The sequence below is a fragment of the Paenibacillus hamazuiensis genome, from assembly GCF_023276405.1.
Classification (GTDB): domain Bacteria; phylum Bacillota; class Bacilli; order Paenibacillales; family NBRC-103111; genus Paenibacillus_AF; species Paenibacillus_AF hamazuiensis.
In genome coordinates this window covers 284739-308590 of the sequence record NZ_JALRMO010000001.1, presented here as the reverse complement: position 1 = coordinate 308590, position 23852 = coordinate 284739, and the positions used below count along the sequence as shown (strand labels likewise).

The 23852-nt window shown below is 53.2% G+C and carries 24 protein-coding genes and 2 pseudogenes; 7 read left to right on the top strand and 19 right to left on the bottom strand.

What is annotated here, in order from left to right:
• Positions 1–58: 58 nt before the first annotated feature.
• The 3 genes from MYS68_RS01230 to MYS68_RS01220 form a co-directional block, all read right to left on the bottom strand.
• The gene (locus MYS68_RS01230; protein ID WP_248924072.1) at positions 59–1240 is read right to left on the bottom strand and encodes an MFS transporter; all 1182 of its coding nucleotides are present in this window, start codon (positions 1238–1240) and stop codon (positions 59–61) included.
• A gap of 102 nt (positions 1241–1342) precedes the next feature.
• A complete protein-coding gene (locus tag MYS68_RS01225) occupies positions 1343–1897 on the bottom strand; it encodes a MarR family winged helix-turn-helix transcriptional regulator (RefSeq protein WP_248924071.1) in 555 nt (184 codons plus the stop codon).
• A 225-nt stretch (positions 1898–2122) separates the two neighbouring features.
• On the bottom strand, positions 2123–3658 hold the full coding sequence (locus MYS68_RS01220) for a glycoside hydrolase family 28 protein (protein WP_275983407.1): 1536 nt from the start codon (positions 3656–3658) through the stop codon (positions 2123–2125).
• 166 nt (positions 3659–3824) lie between these two features.
• Here MYS68_RS01220 and MYS68_RS01210 point away from each other — a divergent pair, with 166 nt between their 5' ends.
• Together MYS68_RS01210 and MYS68_RS01205 are read left to right on the top strand one after the other, a co-directional pair.
• On the top strand, positions 3825–4781 hold the full coding sequence (locus MYS68_RS01210; protein WP_248924070.1) for an ATP-binding protein: 957 nt from the start codon (positions 3825–3827) through the stop codon (positions 4779–4781).
• A 25-nt stretch (positions 4782–4806) separates the two neighbouring features.
• The gene (locus MYS68_RS01205) at positions 4807–5673 is read left to right on the top strand and encodes a tetratricopeptide repeat protein (RefSeq protein WP_248924069.1); all 867 of its coding nucleotides are present in this window, start codon (positions 4807–4809) and stop codon (positions 5671–5673) included.
• 68 nt (positions 5674–5741) lie between these two features.
• Here the strand turns inward: MYS68_RS01205 and MYS68_RS01200 are convergent, their stop codons facing one another.
• Together MYS68_RS01200 and MYS68_RS01195 are read right to left on the bottom strand one after the other, a co-directional pair.
• The gene (locus tag MYS68_RS01200; RefSeq protein WP_248924068.1) at positions 5742–5897 is read right to left on the bottom strand and encodes a hypothetical protein; all 156 of its coding nucleotides are present in this window, start codon (positions 5895–5897) and stop codon (positions 5742–5744) included.
• A gap of 104 nt (positions 5898–6001) precedes the next feature.
• Positions 6002–6418, bottom strand: a complete 417-nt coding sequence (locus tag MYS68_RS01195) for a DoxX family protein (RefSeq protein WP_248924067.1) — start codon at positions 6416–6418, stop codon at positions 6002–6004.
• Between the two features lie 168 nt (positions 6419–6586).
• On the opposite strand from MYS68_RS01195, the gene MYS68_RS01190 reads away from it, so the two are divergent.
• On the top strand, positions 6587–6901 hold the full coding sequence (locus MYS68_RS01190) for a winged helix-turn-helix transcriptional regulator (RefSeq protein WP_248924066.1): 315 nt from the start codon (positions 6587–6589) through the stop codon (positions 6899–6901).
• Between the two features lie 11 nt (positions 6902–6912).
• Here the strand turns inward: MYS68_RS01190 and MYS68_RS01185 are convergent, their stop codons facing one another.
• From MYS68_RS01185 to MYS68_RS01175, 3 genes are all read right to left on the bottom strand, one after another.
• Positions 6913–8439, bottom strand: a complete 1527-nt coding sequence (locus tag MYS68_RS01185; protein ID WP_248924065.1) for an MDR family MFS transporter — start codon at positions 8437–8439, stop codon at positions 6913–6915.
• 153 nt (positions 8440–8592) lie between these two features.
• A complete protein-coding gene (locus tag MYS68_RS01180) occupies positions 8593–9045 on the bottom strand; it encodes a GNAT family N-acetyltransferase (RefSeq protein ID WP_248924064.1) in 453 nt (150 codons plus the stop codon).
• Positions 9046–9176: 131 nt separating this feature from the next.
• Positions 9177–10244 (bottom strand): WD40/YVTN/BNR-like repeat-containing protein, encoded by a 1068-nt coding sequence (locus MYS68_RS01175; RefSeq protein ID WP_248924063.1) that lies wholly within the window; start codon positions 10242–10244, stop codon positions 9177–9179.
• A 55-nt stretch (positions 10245–10299) separates the two neighbouring features.
• Between MYS68_RS01175 and MYS68_RS01170 the strand changes: the two genes are divergently transcribed.
• Positions 10300–10515, top strand: coding sequence for a hypothetical protein (locus tag MYS68_RS01170; protein WP_248924062.1), 216 nt, complete (start codon positions 10300–10302; stop codon positions 10513–10515).
• Positions 10516–10567: 52 nt separating this feature from the next.
• Here MYS68_RS01170 and MYS68_RS39235 read toward each other — a convergent pair.
• The 5 genes and pseudogenes from MYS68_RS39235 to MYS68_RS01150 all read right to left on the bottom strand — a co-directional run.
• Positions 10568–10654: pseudogene (locus MYS68_RS39235) on the bottom strand (kinase); the annotation flags it as partial.
• Between the two features lie 255 nt (positions 10655–10909).
• The gene (locus MYS68_RS01165; protein ID WP_248924061.1) at positions 10910–11401 is read right to left on the bottom strand and encodes a hypothetical protein; all 492 of its coding nucleotides are present in this window, start codon (positions 11399–11401) and stop codon (positions 10910–10912) included.
• A 51-nt stretch (positions 11402–11452) separates the two neighbouring features.
• Positions 11453–12967, bottom strand: a complete 1515-nt coding sequence (locus MYS68_RS01160) for a hypothetical protein (protein WP_248924060.1) — start codon at positions 12965–12967, stop codon at positions 11453–11455.
• 194 nt (positions 12968–13161) lie between these two features.
• Positions 13162–14505 (bottom strand): ABC transporter substrate-binding protein, encoded by a 1344-nt coding sequence (locus tag MYS68_RS01155; protein ID WP_248924059.1) that lies wholly within the window; start codon positions 14503–14505, stop codon positions 13162–13164.
• Between the two features lie 31 nt (positions 14506–14536).
• Positions 14537–16939: a glycosyl hydrolase family 95 catalytic domain-containing protein gene (locus MYS68_RS01150; RefSeq protein ID WP_248924058.1), complete on the bottom strand. Its 2403-nt coding sequence runs from the start codon at positions 16937–16939 to the stop codon at positions 14537–14539.
• A gap of 168 nt (positions 16940–17107) precedes the next feature.
• Between MYS68_RS01150 and MYS68_RS01145 the strand changes: the two genes are divergently transcribed.
• Positions 17108–18010, top strand: a complete 903-nt coding sequence (locus tag MYS68_RS01145) for an AraC family transcriptional regulator (protein ID WP_248924057.1) — start codon at positions 17108–17110, stop codon at positions 18008–18010.
• A gap of 28 nt (positions 18011–18038) precedes the next feature.
• On the opposite strand, the pseudogene MYS68_RS01140 reads toward MYS68_RS01145, so the two are convergent.
• The 4 genes and pseudogenes from MYS68_RS01140 to MYS68_RS01125 form a co-directional block, all read right to left on the bottom strand.
• A pseudogene (locus MYS68_RS01140) lies at positions 18039–18332 on the bottom strand (LysR substrate-binding domain-containing protein); the annotation flags it as partial.
• A 181-nt stretch (positions 18333–18513) separates the two neighbouring features.
• Positions 18514–18687 carry a DUF2281 domain-containing protein gene (locus MYS68_RS01135; RefSeq protein ID WP_248924055.1) on the bottom strand — a complete coding sequence of 58 codons (174 nt, stop codon included), beginning with the start codon at positions 18685–18687 and terminating at the stop codon, positions 18514–18516.
• Between the two features lie 235 nt (positions 18688–18922).
• A complete protein-coding gene (locus tag MYS68_RS01130) occupies positions 18923–19327 on the bottom strand; it encodes a DUF4259 domain-containing protein (protein ID WP_248924054.1) in 405 nt (134 codons plus the stop codon).
• Positions 19328–19411: 84 nt separating this feature from the next.
• Entirely contained in the window at positions 19412–19846 is a 435-nt protein-coding gene (locus MYS68_RS01125) for a ribosomal-processing cysteine protease Prp (protein ID WP_248924053.1), read from the bottom strand.
• Between the two features lie 297 nt (positions 19847–20143).
• Between MYS68_RS01125 and MYS68_RS01120 the strand changes: the two genes are divergently transcribed.
• Positions 20144–20974, top strand: coding sequence for an immunoglobulin-like domain-containing protein (locus tag MYS68_RS01120; RefSeq protein ID WP_248924052.1), 831 nt, complete (start codon positions 20144–20146; stop codon positions 20972–20974).
• Between the two features lie 51 nt (positions 20975–21025).
• A complete protein-coding gene (locus tag MYS68_RS01115) occupies positions 21026–21595 on the top strand; it encodes an HAD-IIIA family hydrolase (protein ID WP_248924051.1) in 570 nt (189 codons plus the stop codon).
• On the opposite strand, the gene MYS68_RS01110 is transcribed toward MYS68_RS01115, so the two are convergent.
• On the bottom strand, positions 21561–21857 hold the full coding sequence (locus MYS68_RS01110; protein WP_248924050.1) for a hypothetical protein: 297 nt from the start codon (positions 21855–21857) through the stop codon (positions 21561–21563). The two genes, MYS68_RS01115 and MYS68_RS01110, sit on opposite strands and share 35 nt — an antisense overlap.
• Before the next feature lie 175 nt (positions 21858–22032).
• Complete coding sequence (locus MYS68_RS01105) at positions 22033–23382, bottom strand: MFS transporter (protein ID WP_248924049.1); 1350 nt, start codon at positions 23380–23382, stop codon at positions 22033–22035.
• Positions 23383–23852: the final 470 nt, after the last annotated feature.

The window sequence follows — 23852 nt, the reverse complement described above, 5'->3', positions numbered from 1 at the left end:
GTATTCGACAGCCCGCCAATCAACCGGGGCGGAAAACGCAGAAGAACCTGCGGCTTTTTCAGCCTGCCGTCGTTTTTTCCGACGCATCCCCCCGAATCAAACAAGCGGCCAGCAATCCGGCACCGAGGATGAGCGCCAGCAAGGCAAATGTAAGCGAATAGCTGCCCATTTGCATCAAACGAACCGATAAGACCGGCCCCACACTCGTGCCCGCGAACAAAATGAATGTGTAAACCGAAACGGCAATCCCTCGTGCTTTGCCGCCCCATTGTCCGACGAGGGCAATAAGCGACGGCACGGAGAGCGCGATTCCTGCCACAAACACCAGGCTCACGCACACGAGAAAGGACAAATCGGGGGTGACGCCCATCGCTGCGAGACTCGCTGCCGCGACAAGCAGCCCGCCTCGCAATACCGTACGGACCCCGAAGCGTCTCGCCAGCCTTCCTGCGAAAGGAGAAACAAGCATTCCCAAAACGCCCGCAGAACGAATGTAAAGAACCTGCCGGCTGTTCAATCCGAATTCGGGTCCGGTCAAATAACTTCCCAATACTGTGTACATGCTGACAAATGTCATGAGCAGCACTAACGCAACGATATAACAAAAGACGAGCTGTTTCTGTCCGAACACTTTTCCGATTTGCGCGAGCGGCTCCGATATCCGGGCGCTTGCATTCTGAATCTCGCCTTTGGGCAGCAGCCTGAGCACGAGCATCACGGTGGCCGCGTAAACGGCGGCCAGCAAATAAAATACCGCATTCCAGCCGTATAACTCGCTGATCAAACTGCTGACGACCTGACCGACGATGCCGGCAACCAGAAAACCCGTGCTGATAAAACCGATCGCCGTCACACGCTTCTCCGGAGGGTACATCTCTACCGCATAAGCCAAAGCGACAGGAGAAAATGTCGCCGCCGCCGCACCTTGCAAGCACCTAAGCGCAATAATCGATGAAAAGCTGTCGGCCGTTCCAAGCAGAAGCGAGACGAAGGTCAACGCGATAAGTCCGATAACGATGACCTTCCTCCTCCCGTACTTGTCGGATACGGCACCGTAAACGAGACATCCGGCCGCGAATCCGAGCGAGTACACGCTGCCGGCAGCCGCAGCTTGCGTCATGGTGACGCCAAAATGCCCGGCAAACAACGCGGTAAGCGGAATCGTAACGTACAGACTCGACATGACCGCCAGGCCGGACCAGCATAAGACGGCGGTCATCAAGGAATAATTTCTTGCCATTCATAACACCTCTTTCTGAACTTTTTCGAAGCTTTGAGCGAGAATATATGCCCTTATGCAGCGATTATAATTAGATAATCTAACTATTATCCGAAAAAAAATTTATCGCCCCACTCCCAGCCTTTTCTCTATTTTTTCGTTCAGCTTTGCGGCAATTCTCTCGAGCGCCGCCCGCTCCTCAGGCTCCAGCTCGCCTGCCAGGGAAGCGCAAGCCGACCAGAATGCCGGCATAACTTTGCCCACTAGTTCCCGGCCTTCCGCGGTGATGGCGACATGAACCATGCGGCGATCTTTGGCGCTTTGCCCGCGGGCAATCCAGCCCCGCTTCTCCAACCAATCGAGCAAAGCCGTCGCCGAAGCCCGCCGGATGCCAAGCCGGTCCGCAATCGCCGAAGGCGTGACCAGCTCCCTGCCTTCATGCAGCGTGAGCAGCAGCAGCAGGTCGAGCTTGCTCTCGGTAATGCCGAACGGTGCCAGCTCCTCGTCCATCAGGTCCAGTATGTTATCGCCGAGCCACAGCATCATCAATCCGAGCCGTGCCGATGTCCGGTCCGTATCTTTTCCGGCCGTTCTGTCCATCAAGTCTACATAAGGCCGGATCCCCAGCTTGGGCAGTTGTCCGTCTGCCGACAAATCTTTGGCGGGTTTTCCTTTCATAATCATCAGCTCCGGATAACTAATTAGATTATCTAACTATATACACCAATATAATCAATAATCGTCGAAAACGCAATAGTTCCCTCACCAATTCCATATTAACCGGTCGTCCGCAAAAAACGAGCCGCCTCGGCAGCCAATCAAACGGCCGAGAGGCAGACTCATCTATTCGGATATATCGAATGTCGATGAAATACGCAGCGGACCGGACCTGTGCCCGACCGCTTATTTACCTAACAGCTTGCCGTTGTAGCTCACGTTCCGGCTGCTGCCTTCGGCGAGCACATAGCCGTCCGCTCCGGCGGGACCGGCGACGCTCACATCGGCTGCGTCCCGCAGCCTCACCACCGGGGTACCGGGATGCTGAAGGTGCATTTTCAGGCCGGCGATGTCGAAGCCTTCGACGTTTTCGAGCAGCAGCGCCGGTCCTTGCCGCGTCTCGACGCGCACGCCCTGGACATCCATGTGCTTCACATGCTTGCACAAAATGCCCTCCCCGGCCATAATGCGCTCCGGATTCACCATATCCGGCTCTCCACCCTTCTCATCCGGGTCGGCGACCATCTCGAAGACGACGTTTCGCAGCGACACGTCTTCGATCGGCCGCTCCGGAAGCCCGTAGATGAAGCCGGCCGCGGCGCGGCAATTTTTCGCAGTCACGTCGCTGATGTGCAGATGCCTGATGACCGACGTGCCTTCCGTGATCGGCACCGCCTCGGAGCTCGTCATGAGCGGATTGGACTCGTCCACTCCGTATCGGTAAAAGGCGTTGATCGCCAGCGGGCACAGCACGTCCTTCATGAAAATATTGCTGATCCGCACATTTTCCACACCGCCTCCGCGGGCGCGGTTCGTTTTGAGCCGGATGCCGCGGTCGGTGCCGATGAACACGCAGTTCGAGATGACGATATCGCGGATGCCTCCGGCGCATTCGCTGCCGAACACGACGCCGCCGTGGCCGTGCAGCATCGTGCAGTTCGTCACCGTCACATGCTCGGTCGGTCTGCCGACGCGGCGTCCGTCCTCGTCGATGCCCGATTTGAAGCAGAGGCAGTCGTCGCCTACGTCGAAATGGCAGTCGGAAATGCGCACGTTGCTGCAAGAATCGACGTCGAAGCCGTCGCCGTTCGGCGTGTCCGACGGATTTTTAAAATGAACCCCACGCACGCTGACATTGCTGCAATAGACGAGATGCGTATTCCAGAACGGCGAGTTTTGCAGCGTGATCCCCTCCAGCACCACCTGCTCGCAATCGAGCAGCTGCAGCAGCGCCGGACGGAAAAAGCCGGATTCCCACTCCGCGATATTGCTTTTGGTCGACGTCAGCAGCCCGCGGTTCAGCTCCAGAAGCTGCTCTCGAACGGCCGATTCCGGGAAAATTCCCTTCTTCACTTCACGATAGGCGTTCCACCACGCTTGTCCTTGCCCTTCGATCACGCCTTCGCCTTTGATCGCCACCTGCGTCAGTCCGCAGCCGTACACGAGCGGATGGTAGCCGTAGCATTCGTAACCGGACCAGCGCGTCTTCGCCGCCGGGTAATCGTCGAACCGGTCGGAAAATTTCAGCGTCGCTCCTGCTTCGATGTACAGCGTCATGCGGCTTTTCAGCGCAATCGGCCCGGTCAAATAAGTGCCGGCCGGCACATATACCGTACCTCCGCCGCCCGCCTCGCAAGCTTCGATCGCCTCAGCGATCGCCGCCGTATTGTCGGCTTGCCCGTCGCCGCGGGCGCCGTACTGCGTAATGTCGTAGATGGCCATAAAATAAGCTCCCCTTTAACAAATGGTGTACACATATTTATTTTTTTACCATACACCATCCGGGTTTGCCAGGCAAACATCCGCATACCCATTGGAGCCGCTGCATATGGAAAACGCGGTCTTCCGATGTTACACTGATCTTACAAGACGGAGGGGAGATGAAAACATGTCCGATCATGACGAGCTGGCCGAGAGACGGCGCAAAAATTTAAAAGTGATCCAATTCGATAAAGACGAGCACTCGCTGGTCGAATCGGAAAAACCGAAGGAGACTTTTGCCGATGTCGGCGGCATGGAAGATGTGAAGAAGAAAATCAGGATGAACTTTATTCTGCCGCTGAAACAGCCGGAGGTTTTCGCCGCTTACGGGAAGGAAGCAGGAGGCAGCTTGCTGCTGTTCGGGCCGCCGGGCTGCGGCAAAACGTTTCTGGCACGCGCCGTGGCGGGAGAGATCGACGCCAACTTCATACATATCGAACTGCAGGCGATATTATCCATGTACGTGGGGCAAAGCGAGCATAATCTGCATGACATCTTCGAGAAAGCCAGGGAAAATAAACCGTGCGTCATTTTCATTGACGAGCTGGACGCCATGGGCGGCAACCGCCATCAGATGAGGCAGCACCACGACCGGATGCTTGTCAACCAGCTGCTTCTCGAGCTGGACGGGCTGCAGGAGCGAAACGATAACGTATTTGTCATAGGCGCAACCAATACTCCATGGTATCTCGATTCGGCATTGCGGCGTCCGGGCCGCTTCAACCATCTTGTGTTCGTTCCGCCTCCGGAAGAGGCTGAACGCCAGACGATTCTCGGGCTGAAGCTTGCCGGAAAGCCGGCGGAAACGCTGAATTTGTCCAAAATTGCCGCAGAGACCAAATTTTTCTCCGGAGCCGACCTGGAGCAGATCGTCAAGGATGCGGTCGAATCCGCGATGGAGCGGACGTTCGAAACCGGCGAAATTCAGCCGATCACGCAGGACGATCTGCGGAAAGCGGCCAAATCCAGAAAGGCAACGACGCTGGACTGGTTTGCGACGGCGAAAAATTACGCCACCTTCAGCGATGTAAACGGCGATTACCAAATCGTTCTGGATTACGTCAAGAAGCACGGCATCAAGTAACCGGCAAAACGCGGAGGACATGGGCATGGAGAAACAATCGATTCAATCGGCCTTTGCCGCGGCACATCAGCTCATCGAGTGGAAACGGTATAAGGAAGCGCTCAAGGAAGCGGAGCAGGCGCTTCGTCTGGACCCGGAGGACCCGGATGCATTTGCGCTAATCGCCCGAATCCATCTGCTTATGGACAATAATGAGCAAGCGCTGCATTGGGCGGGTGAAGCGCTCGCCCGGGATCCGGAGCACCGGCTGGCCTGGTATGTGCGCGTGGCGGTTTATTACGAGAACGGAGACGATCCGAAATTCGAAGCGGCGCTCCGCGAAGCGCTGCGCATCGACCCGTATGAAGCTCATTATTATTTTTTGAAAGCAAATCGGCTAAACAAAAAAGGAAAATTCAAGGAATCGAAGGAGCAGCTGCAGCACGCTTTGGAAATCGAACCGGAATCTTCGCTTTATTTGGCGACTTTAAGTTATACCGAGGCGCTTCTGGGAAACACGGCCGAATCCAAAGACCTCGACCGTCAAGCAGTCCAACGCGATGCGGAGGAACCGCACACGCTCCTGTATTTGGCCTGGGCGGCGTCGCACCGCGGAGATTACGGGCTGCAGGAGACTTACATGCGAAATGCCGTCCGGCTGAACCCGGAAAGCAAGCAGTTTCAGGATGAATATTTGGAGGCGCTGCAGATCAGTAACCGGGTGTACCGTTTTGTTCTATGGCCTACGAAAATGTTGCGAAAAATGAAGCCCTGGCAAGTCTTCGTTACATGGGCTGCCGCATGGCTTTTGTTTAAACCGCTTATGATCCTTTTTATCATATTATATGTACTCACGCATTGGGTGACGAAAGGGATCGTCCACGTTCGTGTGTTCGGATGGAGACGCCGGTAAATGAAAGAAGGAAAAGCCAGAATCCCCGATAAACTCGGTGACTCTGGCTTTGCACTTTCTTCCGCCGACTACGGCTGGTCCGCCACACCGGCCGTCTCCTGCGAGGACATTTGCTTCTGCGCGGAGGCGACCTCGTTGCGCTCATGCTGAAGCTCTTCGGTTTCGCTGAACTGCGTAGGTCCGTTTGGCTTCGATGGCTCTTTCTCTGCGTATTCAGGCTTCATATGAAAAGTTCCTCCCGGAAGGTCTGTGAGCACATATACAGTGCCCAATTTCTCCGTAGGATATGTATGTACTCCATCATCATCCCCCGCGGCCCCGGCTTACATTACGCCGCCTCGCTGATCCCGCTCTGGCTGTCTCTTTTTAAAAATCCGTCTAACGAGAACATGTAGCTGCCGCCGATCAAAAGATGTACCGCTACGGCGAGCAGAGCCAGGTCAAGCTCCCAACCGGCCATCTGGCCGTTCCCCAAAAATCCCGCCGACAATTTTACCTTCACAATCGCACCGACCATGATAGCGGCGATAAACAAAGAGATGATCCGCGTGCCAAAACCGATGATCAAGCCGATCCCGCCCAGTATTTCAATACCGGTTACGGCGTAAGCCATAAACGACGGCAATCCGATGCTTTGGAACCATCCGGAGATCCCGTCAATCGTTTGAAATTTTTGCAAACCGTGGACCAAAAACGTTATCCCCAATACGACTCTTAACACAAGCGTTCCGACTTCATTTCTCATGCCCGTTCCTCCTCGTTTAAAGCGAAGCTTGTCCGGCCAAGCCAAAAAAGCTTCCTTCAGCTCATATACTTACTTATGTTTAGCAAATTACTTTATGTTAAAATTATATTGTGTTATACTTACTATTGTCAAGTAACTATTTAAACGAAATTGGAGGAGGGTTAAACTATGAACGGCGACTACACATTGTGCCCGAAATTCGAGGCCGCTTTCGAGCTGCTCGGCAAGCGCTGGACCGGACTTATCATCCGGATTCTTTTGAGCGGACCCAAACGATTCAAAGATATTTCGGGCATCGTTCCCCATATGAGCGACCGCATGCTTTCGGAGCGGTTTAAAGAGCTGGAGGCCGAGGGCATTCTGATCCGGCACGTTTTTGACGAAATCCCTGTAAGGATTGAATATGAACTGACCGAAAAAGGAAAAGCACTCGCTCCGATGATGAGCGAGTGCGAAAAGTGGGCGGAACGCTGGATGGCTTAAGCGCTGCAGCGTCACTGTACGTTGGGAACGTCAACCGCGGCCGGGATGGCAGCCGGCTCCTCTTTGGCCGTGAGGCGCTCTTTTCTCATGAACCAGCAGGCGATAAAGGCGGCGACGGCAAATCCGATGCCAATGGCGAAAATGTTTTGGAACGCTTCGGCGAATACCGTCTTGATCTGCAGGATCAAATCGGCCGGCAGTCCTGCGGGAATGCCGCCGTTCATGATTGTCTCCCCGGTTCCCGCAGGGAATTGCCCGGACAGTCCGGCAATCCCGCCGGTAATATTTCGGGAAAGCAGGCTGCCGAAGATGCTGAACCCAAGCGTAGCTCCGATCGATTGGAACAGCTGCACGGTGGCCACCCCGACTCCGGTATGCTCCTTCTCGACGGACTCCTGCACGATCAGGTTGTCCCCGCCGAACAGAACGCCTATGCCGAGCCCCATGATGAAAAACGATGCAACGATGTACATGGCCGTTGTTCCGACATGAATTTGCGCCAGCAGCACGTAGCTGACGATCGGAAAAAGAAACGATACAAGGAAAAGATACTTGTAGGCGATCTTCGTAATAAGATTGCCGCAGACAATGCTCGCCGGGATCGCCCCCGCCATAAACGCCAGGGACAAATAGCCGGATGCGGTGGGCGTCATCCCCATGACGTTTTGCGCGAAGAACGGAAACCCGGACATGCCTCCCATAATCCCCAGCATCGTCAGAAACACGATGCAGGACAAGACGACGACGGAGCGGTTTCTGAACAGCGCAAGCGGAATGATCGGCTCGACGGCCCTCGCTTCGATTCGGATGAAAATCGCGATAAGCAGCGCGGATGCGGCGAGCAGTCCGATGATGACCGGGGAGCCCCAGGTATAACCTTTGATGTCGATCAATACCGGCGCCATCAGCAGCGCCAGCATGGACAACACGAGCGTAAACGCCCCTGCCCAGTCGATCGCTTTCTTCTCGCTGCTCACCGTTTCGCGCAAGCCTTTGGAAACGATGAAGGCGGAGACCAGTCCGATCGGAATGTTGATCAGAAAAATCCAGTGCCAGCTCACATGGCTGACGAAAAATCCACCTACCGTAGGCCCGAGCAGCTGCGGCAAAATAAGGAGCGGTCCGATCATGCTCTGCACCTTCGCCCGCTGTTCCAGCGGAAACGTATCGCCGATGATGATCATCCCGAGCGGCATAAGCCCGCCTGCGCCGATTCCCTGGATGCCTCTGCCGATCAGCAGCACGGTCATCGAATCCGCCAGCCCGCAAATAACGGAACCGGCCATGAAAAGCGCGACGCAGCTCAAATAAATTTTTTTGCGGCCGTAAAGATCGGCCAGTTTGCCGAAAATCGGCATGAACATCGTAATCGAAAGCATGTAAATTCCCGCCACCCATCCGTACAGCGACAAGCCGTGCAAATCGCGGATGATGGTCGGCAAAGCGGTCGAGACGACCGTTTGGTCCAGCTCCGAGAAAATAACTCCGAGCAGCAGACCGATAAGGATTAACGTTTTGTTGTTTTCTTGCTTGATCATGTTGGCACCTCTGTTTCTCTTTTTCGTGCGGAATGAAACGCGCTTCTATTTTCCTCCATTAGCATAAATCAACTTGGCATGCCGTTCATCGTGCGCGGGATGTAATCCGGCTCCGTCCTGAGATGGATATTCGAGTTGTTTTGGTCGTCCCTCTTATATATCCTGAGACAGCCGGATCATGTCGCGGCAGTGAATGCCGTTTTCGACGATGTCCTCCTCATAGTGTCTGACGAAGAAATCGCGATCTATGCCGGTGATTCTGAAACCGCATTTTTGATATAAAGCCAATTGGCCGACACTCGAATTTCCTGTGCCCACCTCGATCGTTTTAAACCCCAGCGATCGGGCAATTTCCACGGCATGGGCCACCATCCGCTTCCCTATGCCCTTGCCCTGGTGTTCCTCGCTGACCGCGATGTTGACCAGCTCCACCGTCTTTGGCCTTGTCGGCACAAGCACGTATACCGCTGCGATGCCGCCGTTCCATTCAGCCACATAACACCGGCCTCGTCTTACATAATCTTCAACCATCTGCGCGGAGGGGTCCGCGAGCAGCAGCAAGTCCATCGGCGGCGCCTCGTCCGGCGCCAATCTGCGTATTTGCATAGATGCTCCTTTATTCATCGTTTTTAATTTATTGTAAGGTATATGATTTTTCGATAAAGGGATTAATCCGTTATATCCGTTTTTTCAGTTAAAATACAAACTGCTGTAAAAGCTGGAACAAGCTTTGCGATCTACATAACGGCCCAACTCGCGCCCCCATCTTGCGTGCCGAGCAGCAGCGAATGCCGCCCATCCTCGGAGCCGAGGAGAAGCCAGCCGATTTGCGGTGTAAGAAACTGCATTTCGAGAGGGCGGGGGTAATCTTGCCCGGCATCGGCCAAAACTCCGCTCCAGGCGAGAACTTCCCATGTTTTTCCGGAATCCGGGGTATGGACGAACGTTCCATCTTTCCATCCCCAGATGTTGGCGGAATCCAGAATAAACACGATCCCTTCCAATCCTAACGGGGTTAATGTCCAATGCTCTCCCCCGTCTGCAGTGGTGTATGCATCAATCAGCCAACGGTCGTCGCTTATTTTGGTGCCAACCTGCAGCCAGCCGCGGCCTTTTTCTTGCGAACAAAAGACCGGGGCTCCGATCAAATTCATCAGGCTGCCCTTGCGGTCGTCCGGAACGGGCAATTCGACTTGGGCCCACGTCTTTCCGCCGTCTTTAGTGCGGTACAGGGTAGGAACGTAGTCATAATTCGTAAGGGGAAGCCATCCGATTCGAGGGTCCGTAAAAATGAGCCCACCGTCTGCGAATCCCCGCAGAGGAAGGGCTCCCGCCCGGCTCGGATCATCGTTATATTCCGTCTGCGTCACCAAGTTCCATGCCGCTCCTCCGTCCTGGGTCGAATAAAGCGCTTTTTCCGAGCTTCCCATGGCCGCGTCGGTGGATGTGAGCAACCAGCCGATCTTAGGGGTGATGAAAGAAGCAGCCAGCGGATAAGTGGCTTTGTCCAAAGGGGTATTCACCCACCCGCGGCCGCCGTTCACAGTGCTTAATATCATGGCCGGCCGTTCTTCCATCGACGCCCCGATCCAGCCATGTTCCGAATCCGTAAAAACGACGCCGCGGCCTTTTTGAAAAACACCTTGCGATATTTTATAGCCGTCCGGCGTGATGCTGCTCCAGTTGGCGCCGCCATCGTCGGTTCGGAACACCTTAAGCCCGTCGCTTTGAGCACCCCAAACGAAGCCGGTTTTAGCGTTAATCCACCAAAAATCGGTTAAAGCAGTCCGAGTTTGTTTATTCACTATTGAAGCAGCCGATATCGCCTTACTGTCCTTTTTTTCCGAAACGGAAGATTGCATGCCGGTTATATCGGCCGGTACGGTAGATGGGTTGGGACTCGGACCGGGTGACGGAGTTTCAACTGTCGAGGTGATCGGAGGGGATGAGGGTTCGGACGTACATCCGGTTAAAGCGGCGAATATCAACAGGGATAAAGTATGGACGATTTTGGTATTTGTAGGTGCCATTCTCGGTTCTCCTTGGTCGCTTTGCTCGGATTATTGTTTTATATAAGCAAAGACGGCTGATGCAAGAGTAAAGTTACACCGATCCTCTTTTCGCAACGTTAGTTGATCAGAACCAAATCGGCGCGCATGGCCGGAGTTTCCGTTAATAAATAATAATCCTCGGCTTTCCAATATCTGTTCCTGAACCTATCCGGCCGCCGCTGTGTCCCACTTCTGAACGATCCGGAATTGCTGTCCGTATTGCTAACGGACCGGGCAGCCTTTATTTGAACAAAATAGAGTGATTTGAAAATATAACGGACCCAGGAGACGCTAAGGGCCAAAAAAACGTGTAAATGGCTAATCTTTTCGCCCCATAGCGGCGCTGGTGTCCGTTACATTCGCGATCCGCGCATATGGCGGGAAATAGCGGCGCTGATGTCCGCTAGAGCTGTTCCCCCTTATTTTTGAAGCAAAAACGAAGCGGATTTCGTCACGAAGCGTTTGTCCTCAGATTTGATTTCAAAGTGCAGCTTTTCCTTCGCTCCGGTAAACATTCGGATCGGATTGAGCATGGAGACGTACAGCTCACCTTCGGAATTGGGTTTGAACAAGGTGTCTCCCTCGAGCGAGCCCACTCTTATTTTCACATTTTCCTCCGGTCCCCACATGACCCCCGGTGAGCTGCCGTCATCTGCCCATAATGAAATGGTGTATTTTTCCTTTGGATTCAGCCCGCTTGCATAAACGATACAATCGACTCCGGGTCCTTCGAAAATAACAACCGCCCGGCCGTTCCCGTTATCAAAGGCGAGCTCCTGCATCTCCTGACTCTTTTTCACGGTCAGGATGCCCATCTTCGGCGGCGGCTCCGGATTGGCGCAGCCGCCGGCAGCGGTCACGCATACTGCCGCCAGAATCAGCCGCCGCGTCATTTTATAAGGTAATCTCATCGGACCGTTCCTCTCCCGTTTATCCCGCACCGCAAACAATCGGCGTACAGGTTATTTCGTAACAAGCAGCTGATCGTCGTACCACATGGCGGAAACGTTGTCCGTATAATTGACGAGCTCGTTGTTTTTGCGGATCAAATAAAGCTTGCCGTCGATTCCCCGATATACCGGCCATCCATCACGATAACTCGGCAAATAAGGGGTCTCCTGCGCGAGCGGGTCCAGGGCGTCCAGCTTCGTCGTTTGAAAGCTTGTATCGATCAAGTAGTAGCCTCTTTTCGCAGTGCTCCCCGGATCGGTGATATTAACTTGATGGGCATAGATCAGCAGTTTCCCGCCTTCATCCAAAAAATTCGTATACCGCGGATTGTCCGCCCCAGGCACGACGATATCGAAATCGCCAAGCGCCGCGTTGGCGATGCGGATTTCCCCTTCGGGAGTCACCAGCGCCAGCTTGCGGCTTCCGTGAATAATGCGGCCGCGCATCATCGTGTCGCCGTTCGAGGTCAGCCAGTAGCTGCCGTCCGGATTCGGGATGATGCGGTCCGGGCCTTGGCTGAACTCCTTGACGTTCTTCGCCTGCCCGTTTTCAATGAGATATGAATAATGGTTCGTCATGCGGTTGCCGTAGTTGTAGTTCGTCACCTTCGTTACGGTCAGAAACGACCGCTTCGGTCCGAGCGGAAACAAAGCTCCTGTCAGTTGACCGATCGTGGGATTGCCGGCTTCTGCCGAATCGACGGTGATCTCTTCCTTCGGCAGAAGCTTCATGTTGTCGTAATAAAGGCCGTCGTCCTTCTGCGTCAAGGTAACCTGCTCGCCGGCAATCCTGCTTTGCTCCTGCTGCAGCCGTTCGCGCAGCGTTTCGAATTCTTCCGTCGTCATCCATACGGGCGGCTCATCCAGCGATTTTTTCACCTTCAGTCCGCCCTGCCATTTCTCTGTCACAAGCGTCGGAGCTACGTACAAATAGTCGGTATCGTCGTAAAAAATACGCTCCAGCACCTGCTGCTGCCCGCCGACGATTTCCAGGCTCTGCCTGTCCTTCCATCGGAGCTCAAGCTCCAAAAAGTCATGCGCGAATTTCCAGGTCAGCGGCATGTAAGTGACATCGTTCCAAACAAGGAACGGATACGGCTCTTGCCCGTTATCGATATAGCTGTCGTTGATCGTGAGCGCAAAGCCGGGCATCGCCGCCTTGAACGCCATCTTGGGGTCGTTCGAGCCGGATAAATCCAGCGGGAAACGCTCCTTCTTCCAGCCGATCCAGCCGCCGCCGCGCTGTCCGCCCCCCTTCAGGACGGTCAGCCCTCCTTCGCTGAACACGAGATTGATGCCGAGCGTTTGCGTCACCTCCCACGTTAACGGCAAATAAGTAACGTCGTTATACACTAAAAAAGGGTACTTCAGCCGCGTATTATCGACAGGCTGCCCATTGATTTGAATCGAAAAAGCGGGCAATGCCGCGGTCTTTTGAGACGCTGCAGCTCCCGCATGCGCGAAAGGGAAACCGGCGAACAACGAGCAGATCAGGGTAAGGCAGATGAGGCGGTTTTTCCAGGCCACTGTATGCACATCCTTGCTTTCGTATTTATCGGATATTGGATTAGACGCGGAAAACTTGTCAAAAGTTACCGCCCAAGCCGCCCCATCGGCTAAAAATGTTGTAAGGCGCGCTGCGCGCAGCACAAAAAGAACCCCTTGCCGGCTAATTCGCCGCCAGGGGTTCTTCCGTAAGCATGTTCGTCTTCTCTGCGAGGTTATTTCTTCTTCGCTTCCTCGATCCGCTTCTCGGCGAGCTCCGAAGCTTCGCGCAAAGCGGAGTTGATGTCCTTGCTCCCGTTTTCGACACCTGCAAACGCCTTGTTGTACTCGCTCGATACGATCGAGTCGAACTTGTGCATCGGGCCTTTCGGGGCCGGGGTCGAGTTAAAGACCGGCTTCAAGTTTTTCCCTTTGAGGGTCGGCATCGCCTCCCCGAAATGCTTGTTAATCTCCTGATCCGTGGAGGAGGTCAAGAAGCCGTTTTTGACAAGCTCCAGCTGCGGCCCCTCGGACAGCAAATACATGATGACCTGGAACGCGGCTTCCTTGTTTTTGCTGCTGCTTGTCACATGCAGGTTGTGCGAATCGACGGCCAGCGACACGCCGGGCGCCTCCTTCAGGGCCGGAATTTGCACCATGTCCCAGTTGAATTTCTCGCCCTTCGCTTCGAGCTCGGCGATCCACGACGGGACGTCCGCGTACATCGGCCACATGGCGAGCGTTTTTTCTTTGAGGAATGCGTCTTTGGGAGCCGTTTTTCTATCCTGGTTGCCGGGAATTTTGTACAGGCTGAGCAGCAGCTCGTAGGAGCGCTTGAAGCCTTCGGCCTGCAGCAGCGCCGGTTTTTCCGTTGCTGCATCCACGAAGCCGAGTGACATCTGGCCTGCGAAACCGTTAAGCGAATGATCAAGCCCTCTGTAGCTCGTGCCGTTGTCCGTTTTGGTGAGCCGCTTGGAGAGCTCGATCGTTTCCTCCCAGGTCATGCCGTCTTTCGGATACGGTTCGCCGAACTTGTCGAAAATATCCTTGTTGTAGTACAGCGCCGACCAGTTCACCCAAAACGGCAGGCCGACAATTTGGCCTTTATCCGCCAATTGTTTGATCGTCTCCATCGCCGGCTGGTTCAGTTTGCTCAGGTCGACGTTGTATTTTTTGATCAGCTCGCTCATGTCGTACAGCAGCCCCAGCTCCTTGTATTCGTTCAGCCTCGGCGGGCTGTTGTACAAAATATCCGGGAACGCGTCCGCCACGACAAGCTCGCTTGGCGTAACCCCTTTGGCCCTTCGCACAAGCTCCAGCTTGACGTTCGGAAACTTCTTCATCACCGGATCGATGATAAATTTCTTATACCACTCGTCCGGCAAGCTGATGTCCACATACATCGATAAATTCGCAGTCAAATTCGTATCGAACTTGCCCGATGCTGCCGTTTCCCCGGGTGAAGCGGCGGGTTGCCCCGTATTTCCGCTCCCTCCCGTACACCCCGTCGCCGCCGCGAGCAGCAGCGATCCGGAAACGATCAGCGATACTTTTCCTCTCCAACCCGCCGTAACTGCCATCCAAAGCCCCTCCTTGAATGTCGGTGAAAAATTATTTCGATGCCGCGATCAGCTGCGACTCCCCGGCTTTCATCTTCAGCTCGTAGCAGCCCTTGCCAACCGGCGACGGTACGACGGATACTCCGTCGCCTTCGCGCGTCAGCGTATAATTGTTGAACCATTCCGGCAGCTTTACGGTGATGCACGTATACCGGCCGGCGGTCAGGCGCGCCCGGAAAGTGCCGGCCGTTTTGTCCCACGACAGCGAAACGGTGCCTGTGCAGAAGCGCAGTCCCGCAAACTCGCCTTTGCTCCATTTGTCCGGTACGGCAGGCAGCAGCTTCACAAGCGACGGCGACACGTACAGCAGCATCTCCTGCACCGCGTTGACCCAGCCCATCGCCGCATCGAGCTGCACCGGCGCTTCCGGCATGTTCATGCATATGCCCATGTTCCGCCAGTCGTTGTGCAGCGTGAAAAAATTGTTCAAGAGGCACGAGCGCGCCAGCATGTCGAGGCATTCGAGCGCTTTGTTCCCGTCGCCGAGCCGCGCGTAAATGCTCGCCATATGAGCCAGCGACCAGCCGCTTTGCGCGCCGATCACCCGTTTCTTCACGGCGGTTTCCGCCGCCCGGAACCATTCCGGCTCCGACTCTCCCGTAAACTCTTGCCCCGGGAAAACCGGGTAAATGTGCGACAGATGGCGGTGCTCGTAGCGGTCGTCGAAGCTCGGGTGCATCCATTCGCGCAGCGCACCGTCCCCGTTCACCTGATAAGGCGGAATCCGCTTCAGCATATCCTCCCATTTGCCGATGTCTTCAGCATAAAGATCGGCTTCCCGGCTGCCTTCGATCAGATGCGTAAGCAGCTCCTTCAGGATAGCGAGGTCCATCGTCGCGTTGATCGTCGTCGGCATCGGATGGGCGAGCGGCCTGCCGTCCGTCGGCATGAAATTTTCCGGCGTATTTTCCGGAGACACGGACGGGTAATACCGGATCAAGCCTTTTTCATCCAGCTCGATAAAATCTTCATAAAATTGGGCGACCTCCTTCATGAAGGGCAGCGCCTTTTCCGTCAAAAACCCCCTGTCCCCGGTGTACAGGTAATAGTCGTAATAATGTCTGGCGAGCCAGCCTGCCGCTCCGGTCCAATTCATAATGACCGGCACGATCTGGTTCGGCACCCCGATGCCGGGAGTCGAGCCTGCGGGGATGTAGATGCCGCGGCATCCGTACAGCTTCCGCGCGTTGTCGCGGAAATCGTCCATCATGCTGTCGTAGTAGCGGACCAGCGCCGGCATGAGCTCGCTGAGGCCGCCGACCGGCGCATGCCAATACATCATCTGTACATTTTCATTGGCCATGTTATGGCACCAGACGAGCCGGTAATCCCCCGGCCAAAGCCCGTACATGCCAAGCGGCATCCCGTCCGCTGCCGTGCCGGAAATAAACAGGTACCGGCCGTAAGCCCACATCTTCTCGACCAGGTTGGTCGGCGCTTCTCCGTCATATGCCGCGAGCAGCAGCTCTTCGTTCGAGCGGTCGTCTTCGCCGCCGCACAGGTCCAGGGCAGCGGACCGGAACAGCCTGCGATGCTCGGCGGCATGTGCGGCGAGCAGCCGCTCATAGGTCGTGTCCATGTGCTCCAGCTCGCGACGCAGGCGGGCCCATTCTTTCTCGCGCTCGCTTTTGACAAAAACCTTCGCGATCGCCAGCACTTTAGGCGCCCCCGCAAACCGGACGGCTCCGTTCCCGGATTCTAGGCTCCCGCCGAAGGACACGATGCGCATCACGGCGCCGAAGTCGGTCCCTTCATCGCTCGTCGCCGAATAAAACAAATACGGGCCTTCCGCCTCGACCCGGACCGATTCCTCCAGCGCCACGTATTCGTCGGCCGGAGGAACTCTGTCCGTTTTATGCAGGCTCAAGCGAAACTCGCCTTCGGCCGCGCCTCCTTCGCAGCCGATCTCGTACACGATCGCATCGTCGGTGCGGGAAACGAACAGCTTTCTTTCGAACGCGGCACCTGCATCTTCCCACCGGACGGTTACCTCCCCCGTTTCCATATCGACGCTGCGCATATAATGCCGGAACGCCTGCGAGCAGGACATCGTCAGCCGGATATCGCCAAGCGGAAGCTTGGAGGCAAGCCTCGTCGCATACCCTGACTCTTTGACCGCATTCGTCAAGTTCCAGCTCGCTTCCAAATATTTTCCTTCCCGCATCAGCCTTCTCGTCTCCGCAAGCGTATGGCCCACGTCCGGCAGCGGGTCCTTGCGCCCCCCATGCCATAAATCTTTATGGTTGAGAAGGATGGTCTCCTCCTTCACGGCCCCGTACACGGCAGCGCCGATCGTTCCGTTTCCGGAAGGCAGCGCCTCTCTCCACATATTTTTCCACCAGGAGGCGGGAGTTTTCAGAAAAAGCTTGTTTTTGCCGCGGCTGGTCTTGTTCATCGGTTTTATGTCTCTCCCTCTATCGCTCTGTTTCTTTTATGATACTTGGGGAGGAAACCGCCGTCTTTGTGAAAAACAGCCGACATTTGTCTTTTTTTCCGATTGTAATGAAGCGGTTGCAGGCATTATTCTAAAGAGAGAACTATGGATCGTGAGGACGGTGCCGCCATGAGAGTCCCAGTCTACCGTTTAAAAGTCGATTATTTGACCTGTTATTCGGACTTCAACCCGCTGCTCTTGTTTGCGCAAAAGTACGAATTTTCCCCGAGGGAGCAGTGTCCGCTCAGAGTGTGCTACGCCAATGCCATTGTCTTGGTGGAGCAAGGCCGCGGCACGCTGCTGCTGGACGGGGAGGAACATCCGCTGCAGCCGGGATCTCTTGTGTACATAGGTGCAGGGCGCATCCATCAGTGGATTTCCGATCAAAACGACCTGATGGTGCACCGCTGCGCTTATTTCGATTGGAAGTATGTCGACAGGCCGGAGTTTCACTACCAGAGGGACTATTTCAAGGGGATCGATCGGCCGTTTATGGAGGAAAGGGCCAGCTTTTTGCCCGGACTGCAGCTGCATCAGGCAATGAAGGTGAACAACCTCGGACTTTGGCTGTCTTATTTCAACGCTTTCACGCAGCCTCCGTCGGTACTGGGAGTTCGCAGTCCGATCGAATCTTTGCGGTACAACGCCGCCTTTCAGACGTTTCTGTACCATTTCTTGTCGCTCGCGGCAAGGGAGGACAGCTGGGGAGATCCGAGGATCGCGCAGATTTTGAAAAAAATCGAAGGTTCGCCTCCGGAGAAGCCGGAGCCGGATCTGTATTTATGGGCGAAGGAGCTGGGTCTGGGGAGAAGCCGGTTTCATGAGCTTTTCAAGAAGGAAACCGGCTTTACTCCGAACGAATACATCCAGCGGCGCAGGCTTCAGCAGGCGGCCGACGAGCTGTGCAGGGCCGATATGAGCGTGACGGAGATTGCGCGGAAATACGGCTATTCCTCGATCCATTATTTCTCCAAGGCGTTCCGCAGCGCGCTGGGCGCATCGCCGACCGAGTTCAGGCTTAAGTACCGGTGACACCATTTGCTCCGAACGATTTTTGCCATTAGCTCGGCTCCTTTGGGACGGGGTACCTCTCCCGAACGAAATCGAGAAATACTCGCGAGACGGGCGGCAGCTGTCTATCCTTCTTCCAAATAACCCCGACGGCAAGCTCGCATTCGGGCTCGGCCACTTTGACCCAAGCCAGCGGATGGTTCAGCAGCCCCAGTGTCTTGGGCAGCAAACCGACTCCGAATCCGGCGGAAACCAGGCCGGCTACCGTATCCAGCTCGTCCGCCTGAAATACGGTATGCGGACGGACCTGGTTCCGTTCGAACAATCGATCGATCGTACGGCTTAGACCGCAGGATAGGACTCCGACTCGTGAACACGGTGTTAGGTGAAGTAACGGACTTCATCAAGCCCTCCTGTAAAAATATAATAAAATAAAAAAACATCAAGTTCTAATTAACCTGATGCTCTAAAATCCAGCGTTCTATATGTTCTTCCTTGTACCTGACTTGGCTCAAGGGATTTCATTATTTAGCCAACTCCTCAAGAGCTTCACGATTTTCAATAATAATATCATCCATTAAGTTTTCTAATTTTGTCTGACTTTTTGCCTTAAGAAATTCAACAAAATCAATCACTTCTATTTTCTTATCATCGGGCAAAGCTAAAAAATCCTTTAAAAGCTTCTCTTCCAGACTCACTTCCTGCACCCCCACAATTTATTTTACTTCTCAGTATACACCAAAGAAATTAATGTTTAACATCTTCTTTAAAACATTATTACCGTTATTTCATCCAGACGATGTTACGTTCACAAGCCCATGAGCTTTAACCAAGCATATTTGGCGGGTCGAGGACTTAGGTTTGACGGAGATTTGGCCGCGAAATCATTGGGTTGTGGTGACTATGGGATGCCAAAAATAACTAGAGCTTGAATCATATAAAACCTATCACTCTGTTTTTCAATTCTTCTATAGTACTTACCCAGTCCTGATAATGCTCAGATTCCTCCCATAACTCTCTAAGTTCGGATTCTGCAAGTATTTTTTCCAAAGCCATTCGCACCTTTTCTATTAGATCTGCTCCTTGACCTTTATGTTGGTTTATCCAATTTTCAAGTTCATCGTTATCATATATTTCTTTTCCCGGCCTATTTTGTAACGCTGCCAATACCTCGGCCGCTCCAATGGCAATACAAGCCGTATCTGCATCCAAATAACTGTCTTCAAGAACCGTTTCAATGGATTCCGTTAATAAATCCATATCCTCAGATTCTAAAAGTTCTTCAATCCAATCTAATACAGTATCATTTTCGAAATTTCCCTGTCCCCAAGCTCCCATGAATCAATACCTCCACATTCTCTTAGTTTTTGGATTTTATTCACGAACCCGCCCTCCCTTAAGGGACGAGATCCCGGTCGTGTTTCAAGGTAACTTGAAAATATTAAAAATACTTCCCTTATTCTCTTCCCTTAACTCTTCGATTAATACATATTTTTCTCCATAGTTTTCCTGAATGCTCTCAATTCCCATCTTCAATGATTTCAGAAGAATATGTGCTTCCTTGCTGAGCTTATTGTTTCTCAAGTTCGGCAAAATACATTTAGCATAATTTCGTTTTATTTCCGCTTCGACCGGCTCATTCGTTAATAGACGGAGACTATTTATTGTATTAATTATAAGTGTCGAAACCCCCGCTGCGACAATATCGAGGCCGTATTGACTAAAGCCTGTTTCGCCGTGCGCATTAAATCCAAATAATACATTTTTGCCGTTATAATAAAATACGATCTTAAAAGGTTCATATCCCTCATCACTAATAATTCTTCTTTGAAAATCAATTTCCCTTATGTCGTCCATGAGGCTTCCCCTTTTTAGGTAAATAATTTTTTGGCAAGAGTTTTCCGCGTAATGTTTATTCATGAAACCGAGAGGCTTTGGGCCGCACCGATATTATTCATTTATAATATGAAATCTACCATAATTTATATGATTTTTAAAATAGCCTGATCGATTGTGTGTCCGGCGATATAACCCCAAGGCAGCTTTCCCCAGGGCGACCGATCTATTCTCCGAATACCGATTCCTCACTTATCCATTTCATGGAACTTTTTCCTTCTTCCCGAGTCTAACTATGTATCAGGAAGGAGGGCGATCATGCACCAGATCATTTTACTTCTATTACTGTGCTCCGCTTTGACCCATGCAGATATTTCCCGTTCGGAGGAAACCGAGATCATTCAACAAACCGATCAACCATTTATTTTGCCCTATAATTATGTAGAAAATCTGGATACCAAGACGGGTTATGGTCCCAAGACCGGCAAATGGTTTACGAACGACAAAGGGGGACATATCGATTCCTCGATTACAGGGGGATACAAGAAACCGGGAAGCAACATATCTGCGGTATTATCAGACCCCATCCCGGATAAAAACGTTCGGTTCAGATTGACCAAGTTGGACAAAACCTACAAACCCATCGCCGTTCTGGACGAAAAAATCAATTCAAAGGACGCCGTCGACCGCCCCGGTTATTCGGGCCGGCTGCCGCAGGATCAGGATGCATTATATTTGCTCAGCGTTGAAATTTTAAGCGCAAGCGGCGAGGTAGAGGATACCATGTTGACGGTCGTTTACGTTCCGATACAGGAAATAAACCCGGTGATGTCATTGGATAAGCGGCAATACACGAATCAAGAAACCGTTACATTAAAAATTAGAAACAACGGTCCAGCTGTCATTACGCTTGGTCACCGATATAAAGTTCAAAAGTATAATTTGAACGATTGGGAAGATTATCCCATCGGCATATTTTTTACAATGGAAGGCATTCTACTTGAACCTGGAAAAGATTACGAACAGAAAGTAAGCATCACCGATTGGGCTCCGGGGAAATACCGGATCATCAAAGAGGTTTCCATGTGGGACATTTACGATATAAAAGAGACATTGACAGCAGAGTTTGAAGTTGTTTCAAGAGGCTGAGGCAGGATGTAAAGAAACACGAGAACAACATCTGCTCGGGAGGCGGAAAAATTGCAAACGCTCCAAGCTGTTTTTGTGGACCGCGACGGTACCATCGGCGGGACCGGCCGATTTATTCATCCGCGGGATTTCGAACTGTACCCCTTTTCGCTCGAAGCGTTACGACTGCTAAAATCCCATGGTATTAAAGTATTTGCCTTTACCAACCAGCACAACGTCGCAAAAGGCCTTGCCACTGAAACGGAGTTTGCCCGGCAATTCGAATCCTACGGGTTCGATGCCTCGTATATTTGCCCGCATGAGCCGGAGGAAGGATGCGAGTGCCACAAACCAAGAACCGGTTTGCTGCTTGGAGCCGCCGCCGAGCATGGGCTGGACCTGTCCCGCTGCGCCGTCATCGGCGATGTCGGGTCCACGGACATGCTGGCGGCGGCAGCCGTCGGAGCCGTAAAGGTGCTTGTCATGACTGGCTGGGGGAAATCGTCGCTCGAAACGTACCGTCACAAGTGGTACGATCAGGCGCCGCCGGATTTTGTTGCGGCCGACTTCCTGGATGCGGCAACGTGGCTCGTTGCCGGGCAGGCGCTCACAAATCTTCAAACCCCGCCACACAAAAAATAAGCAAAGCGATGACGCCGATATGAGCCGCGGAAACGGCGGCATGCAGAGACCATTTCCATTTCAGACCGGACAGCCCGCGGCTTTTCAGCAGCCGATGCAGCAAGTAACCGGTTAAATTGGCGGCGAGCAGCGTTTGCAGCAGCCAAATGGAAACCATCACAAACGCAGGGGTGTTGTTAACGTTCGGTATCAATATCCGGCCGATCGTCCCGGAAGCCCATAAAAATACAAGAATGACCCACGCCGCATACTGAATCGGCACTGCCCATAACAGGTTGTTCCGGATAATGTTCTCCTCCCTTACTCGGGCTTACATATGCAAAAACGCCGGAATCCGGGGAGAAGTTGCAATTTCTGTAAATATGGCAAAAAAACGCACTGCATCCGGTGTAACGGATGGTGCGTTTTTTTTGCGGCAGCTTGCGTAGCAACGGGATTTATCGGCCGGCCCGGGAAAATACGATTTTGCCAACGAGCAAAGCCGCGGCAAAAAGCAGCGTCACATTGCTGTAAAGAAATGCGGCGGGCTCATTCACGGTCGGAAGCAGCTGGACGTTCAGCCAATTCTTCGCCAACAATCCTCCGACTGCGGCGACTCCGATCCCTTCCGCCATAAAGCAGGCGAAATTGAGAAATCCCATGCCGGAACCGGCTTCCTCGGAATTCAGCGCTGCGGAAGATCTCGTTGAAATGACCGTTTTGACAAACGAAAGCCCGCCGAAAGCCAGCACTACAGCACAGGAGATCAGCCACGGAGCCTGGTCCGCGAGCAGCGACGCCAGCGCAAAGCTTGCGCCCATCAGACATAATCCGGCGTTCAGGGTGAAAGCCGTTCCCCGCTTGTCCGCCAACGTACCGCCGAGGATGCCGAAGACAAACACGGCGGCCGTCCCCGGAAACAAAATGCCGCTTCCTATGAGGCCGGTCGGCATGTGGTATACGTTTTTCATCAAGTATGGAACCATCGCGATAAATCCGGCGGCGGTTCCAAGCCATATGGCTCCTGCGAGCACGACGCAAATATAGTTTTTCCTTGCAAGCAAGGCAGGCTCCACGAAAGGCTGTTCGGCGCGTCGAATGCGCAGGGCAAATCCGGCAAGCAGCAGCGCGCTCGCGATCAGTATCATCCATTGATACGTTGTGGTGAATAACGTGAAGGCCAATATCCCCAAGGACAGCAGCGAAGCTCCGAGCGCATCCGGTTTTCCCGCTTTCGATGGTTCTCTGGGAAGTGTCCGCAAAAAAAACGGCAGCGACAGAAGCGTCATCATCGGCACTAAAAACAGATAGGACCAATGAATATGCTCCGCGACCGCTCCGCCAATGACCGGTCCGATCCCTTCTCCCAAAGCCACAATCGACCCGATCGTGCCGAACGCTTTTCCCTGATGTTTCGGTTCGATATAACGGGTTACGATGACCATGATCAGGCCGGGGACGGCCGATGCTCCGGCTCCCTGGATGAATCGCGCAACGACCAGTAGCGGAAACCGGTAATGAAATGCAAACCCGAGAAGAGAACCTCCGCCGTAGGTCAGCAAACCGATCAATAGCAGCTTTTTCACGCCGACATGATCGGATATTTTGCCATAAACGGCCGTTCCGACGGCAAAGGAGAGCATAAACCCCGTATTCGCCCAATTTGCTGCGGACGGAGCGATAGAAAATTCGGCGGCAATATCCGGCAACGCTACGTTAAACAGAGTTTCATTCAGCACGCTGAAAAAAGCAAGAATACCAAGCCATACAAACGATTTTCGGATGCCGCTTAAACCCGATTGGTTCATTCGAAAGATGCCCCTTCAAAATAAGGGGAATCGCGCAGTTTACAGGGCCAATGATGCGTGTTCCCCTTTATTTTGTGCCCTCATCTGCATAGCGTACCTCATAGTAACGCCTCCCTGATTTCATTCGTGCCTGGAACACGTAACGAATTTATCATACCGAACTTTTCCGAACTTTAGGAGCGGACATAATGAGTAAAACGGAAAATTCCGCCGAACCGCGGCGTGATGGACCCATTTTATGCCATATTTCACCCGACTTCCAAAACCGAATTTAGAACATTACGTTCTCAATTAGAGAGCATTAATTATATAACCAATGCCAATTATAGATGGTTTTGCGAACAAAAATTAGAAAAATGAAGCCTGAAGGAGCAAACAAGAGTTCCCGTTTTCTGAAAAAGCCGAGAGACATTTCGTTGCGGCGCATTGCCTGTCTGAGCCGATTGGCGAACGCTTGTTTTTACGGTTTG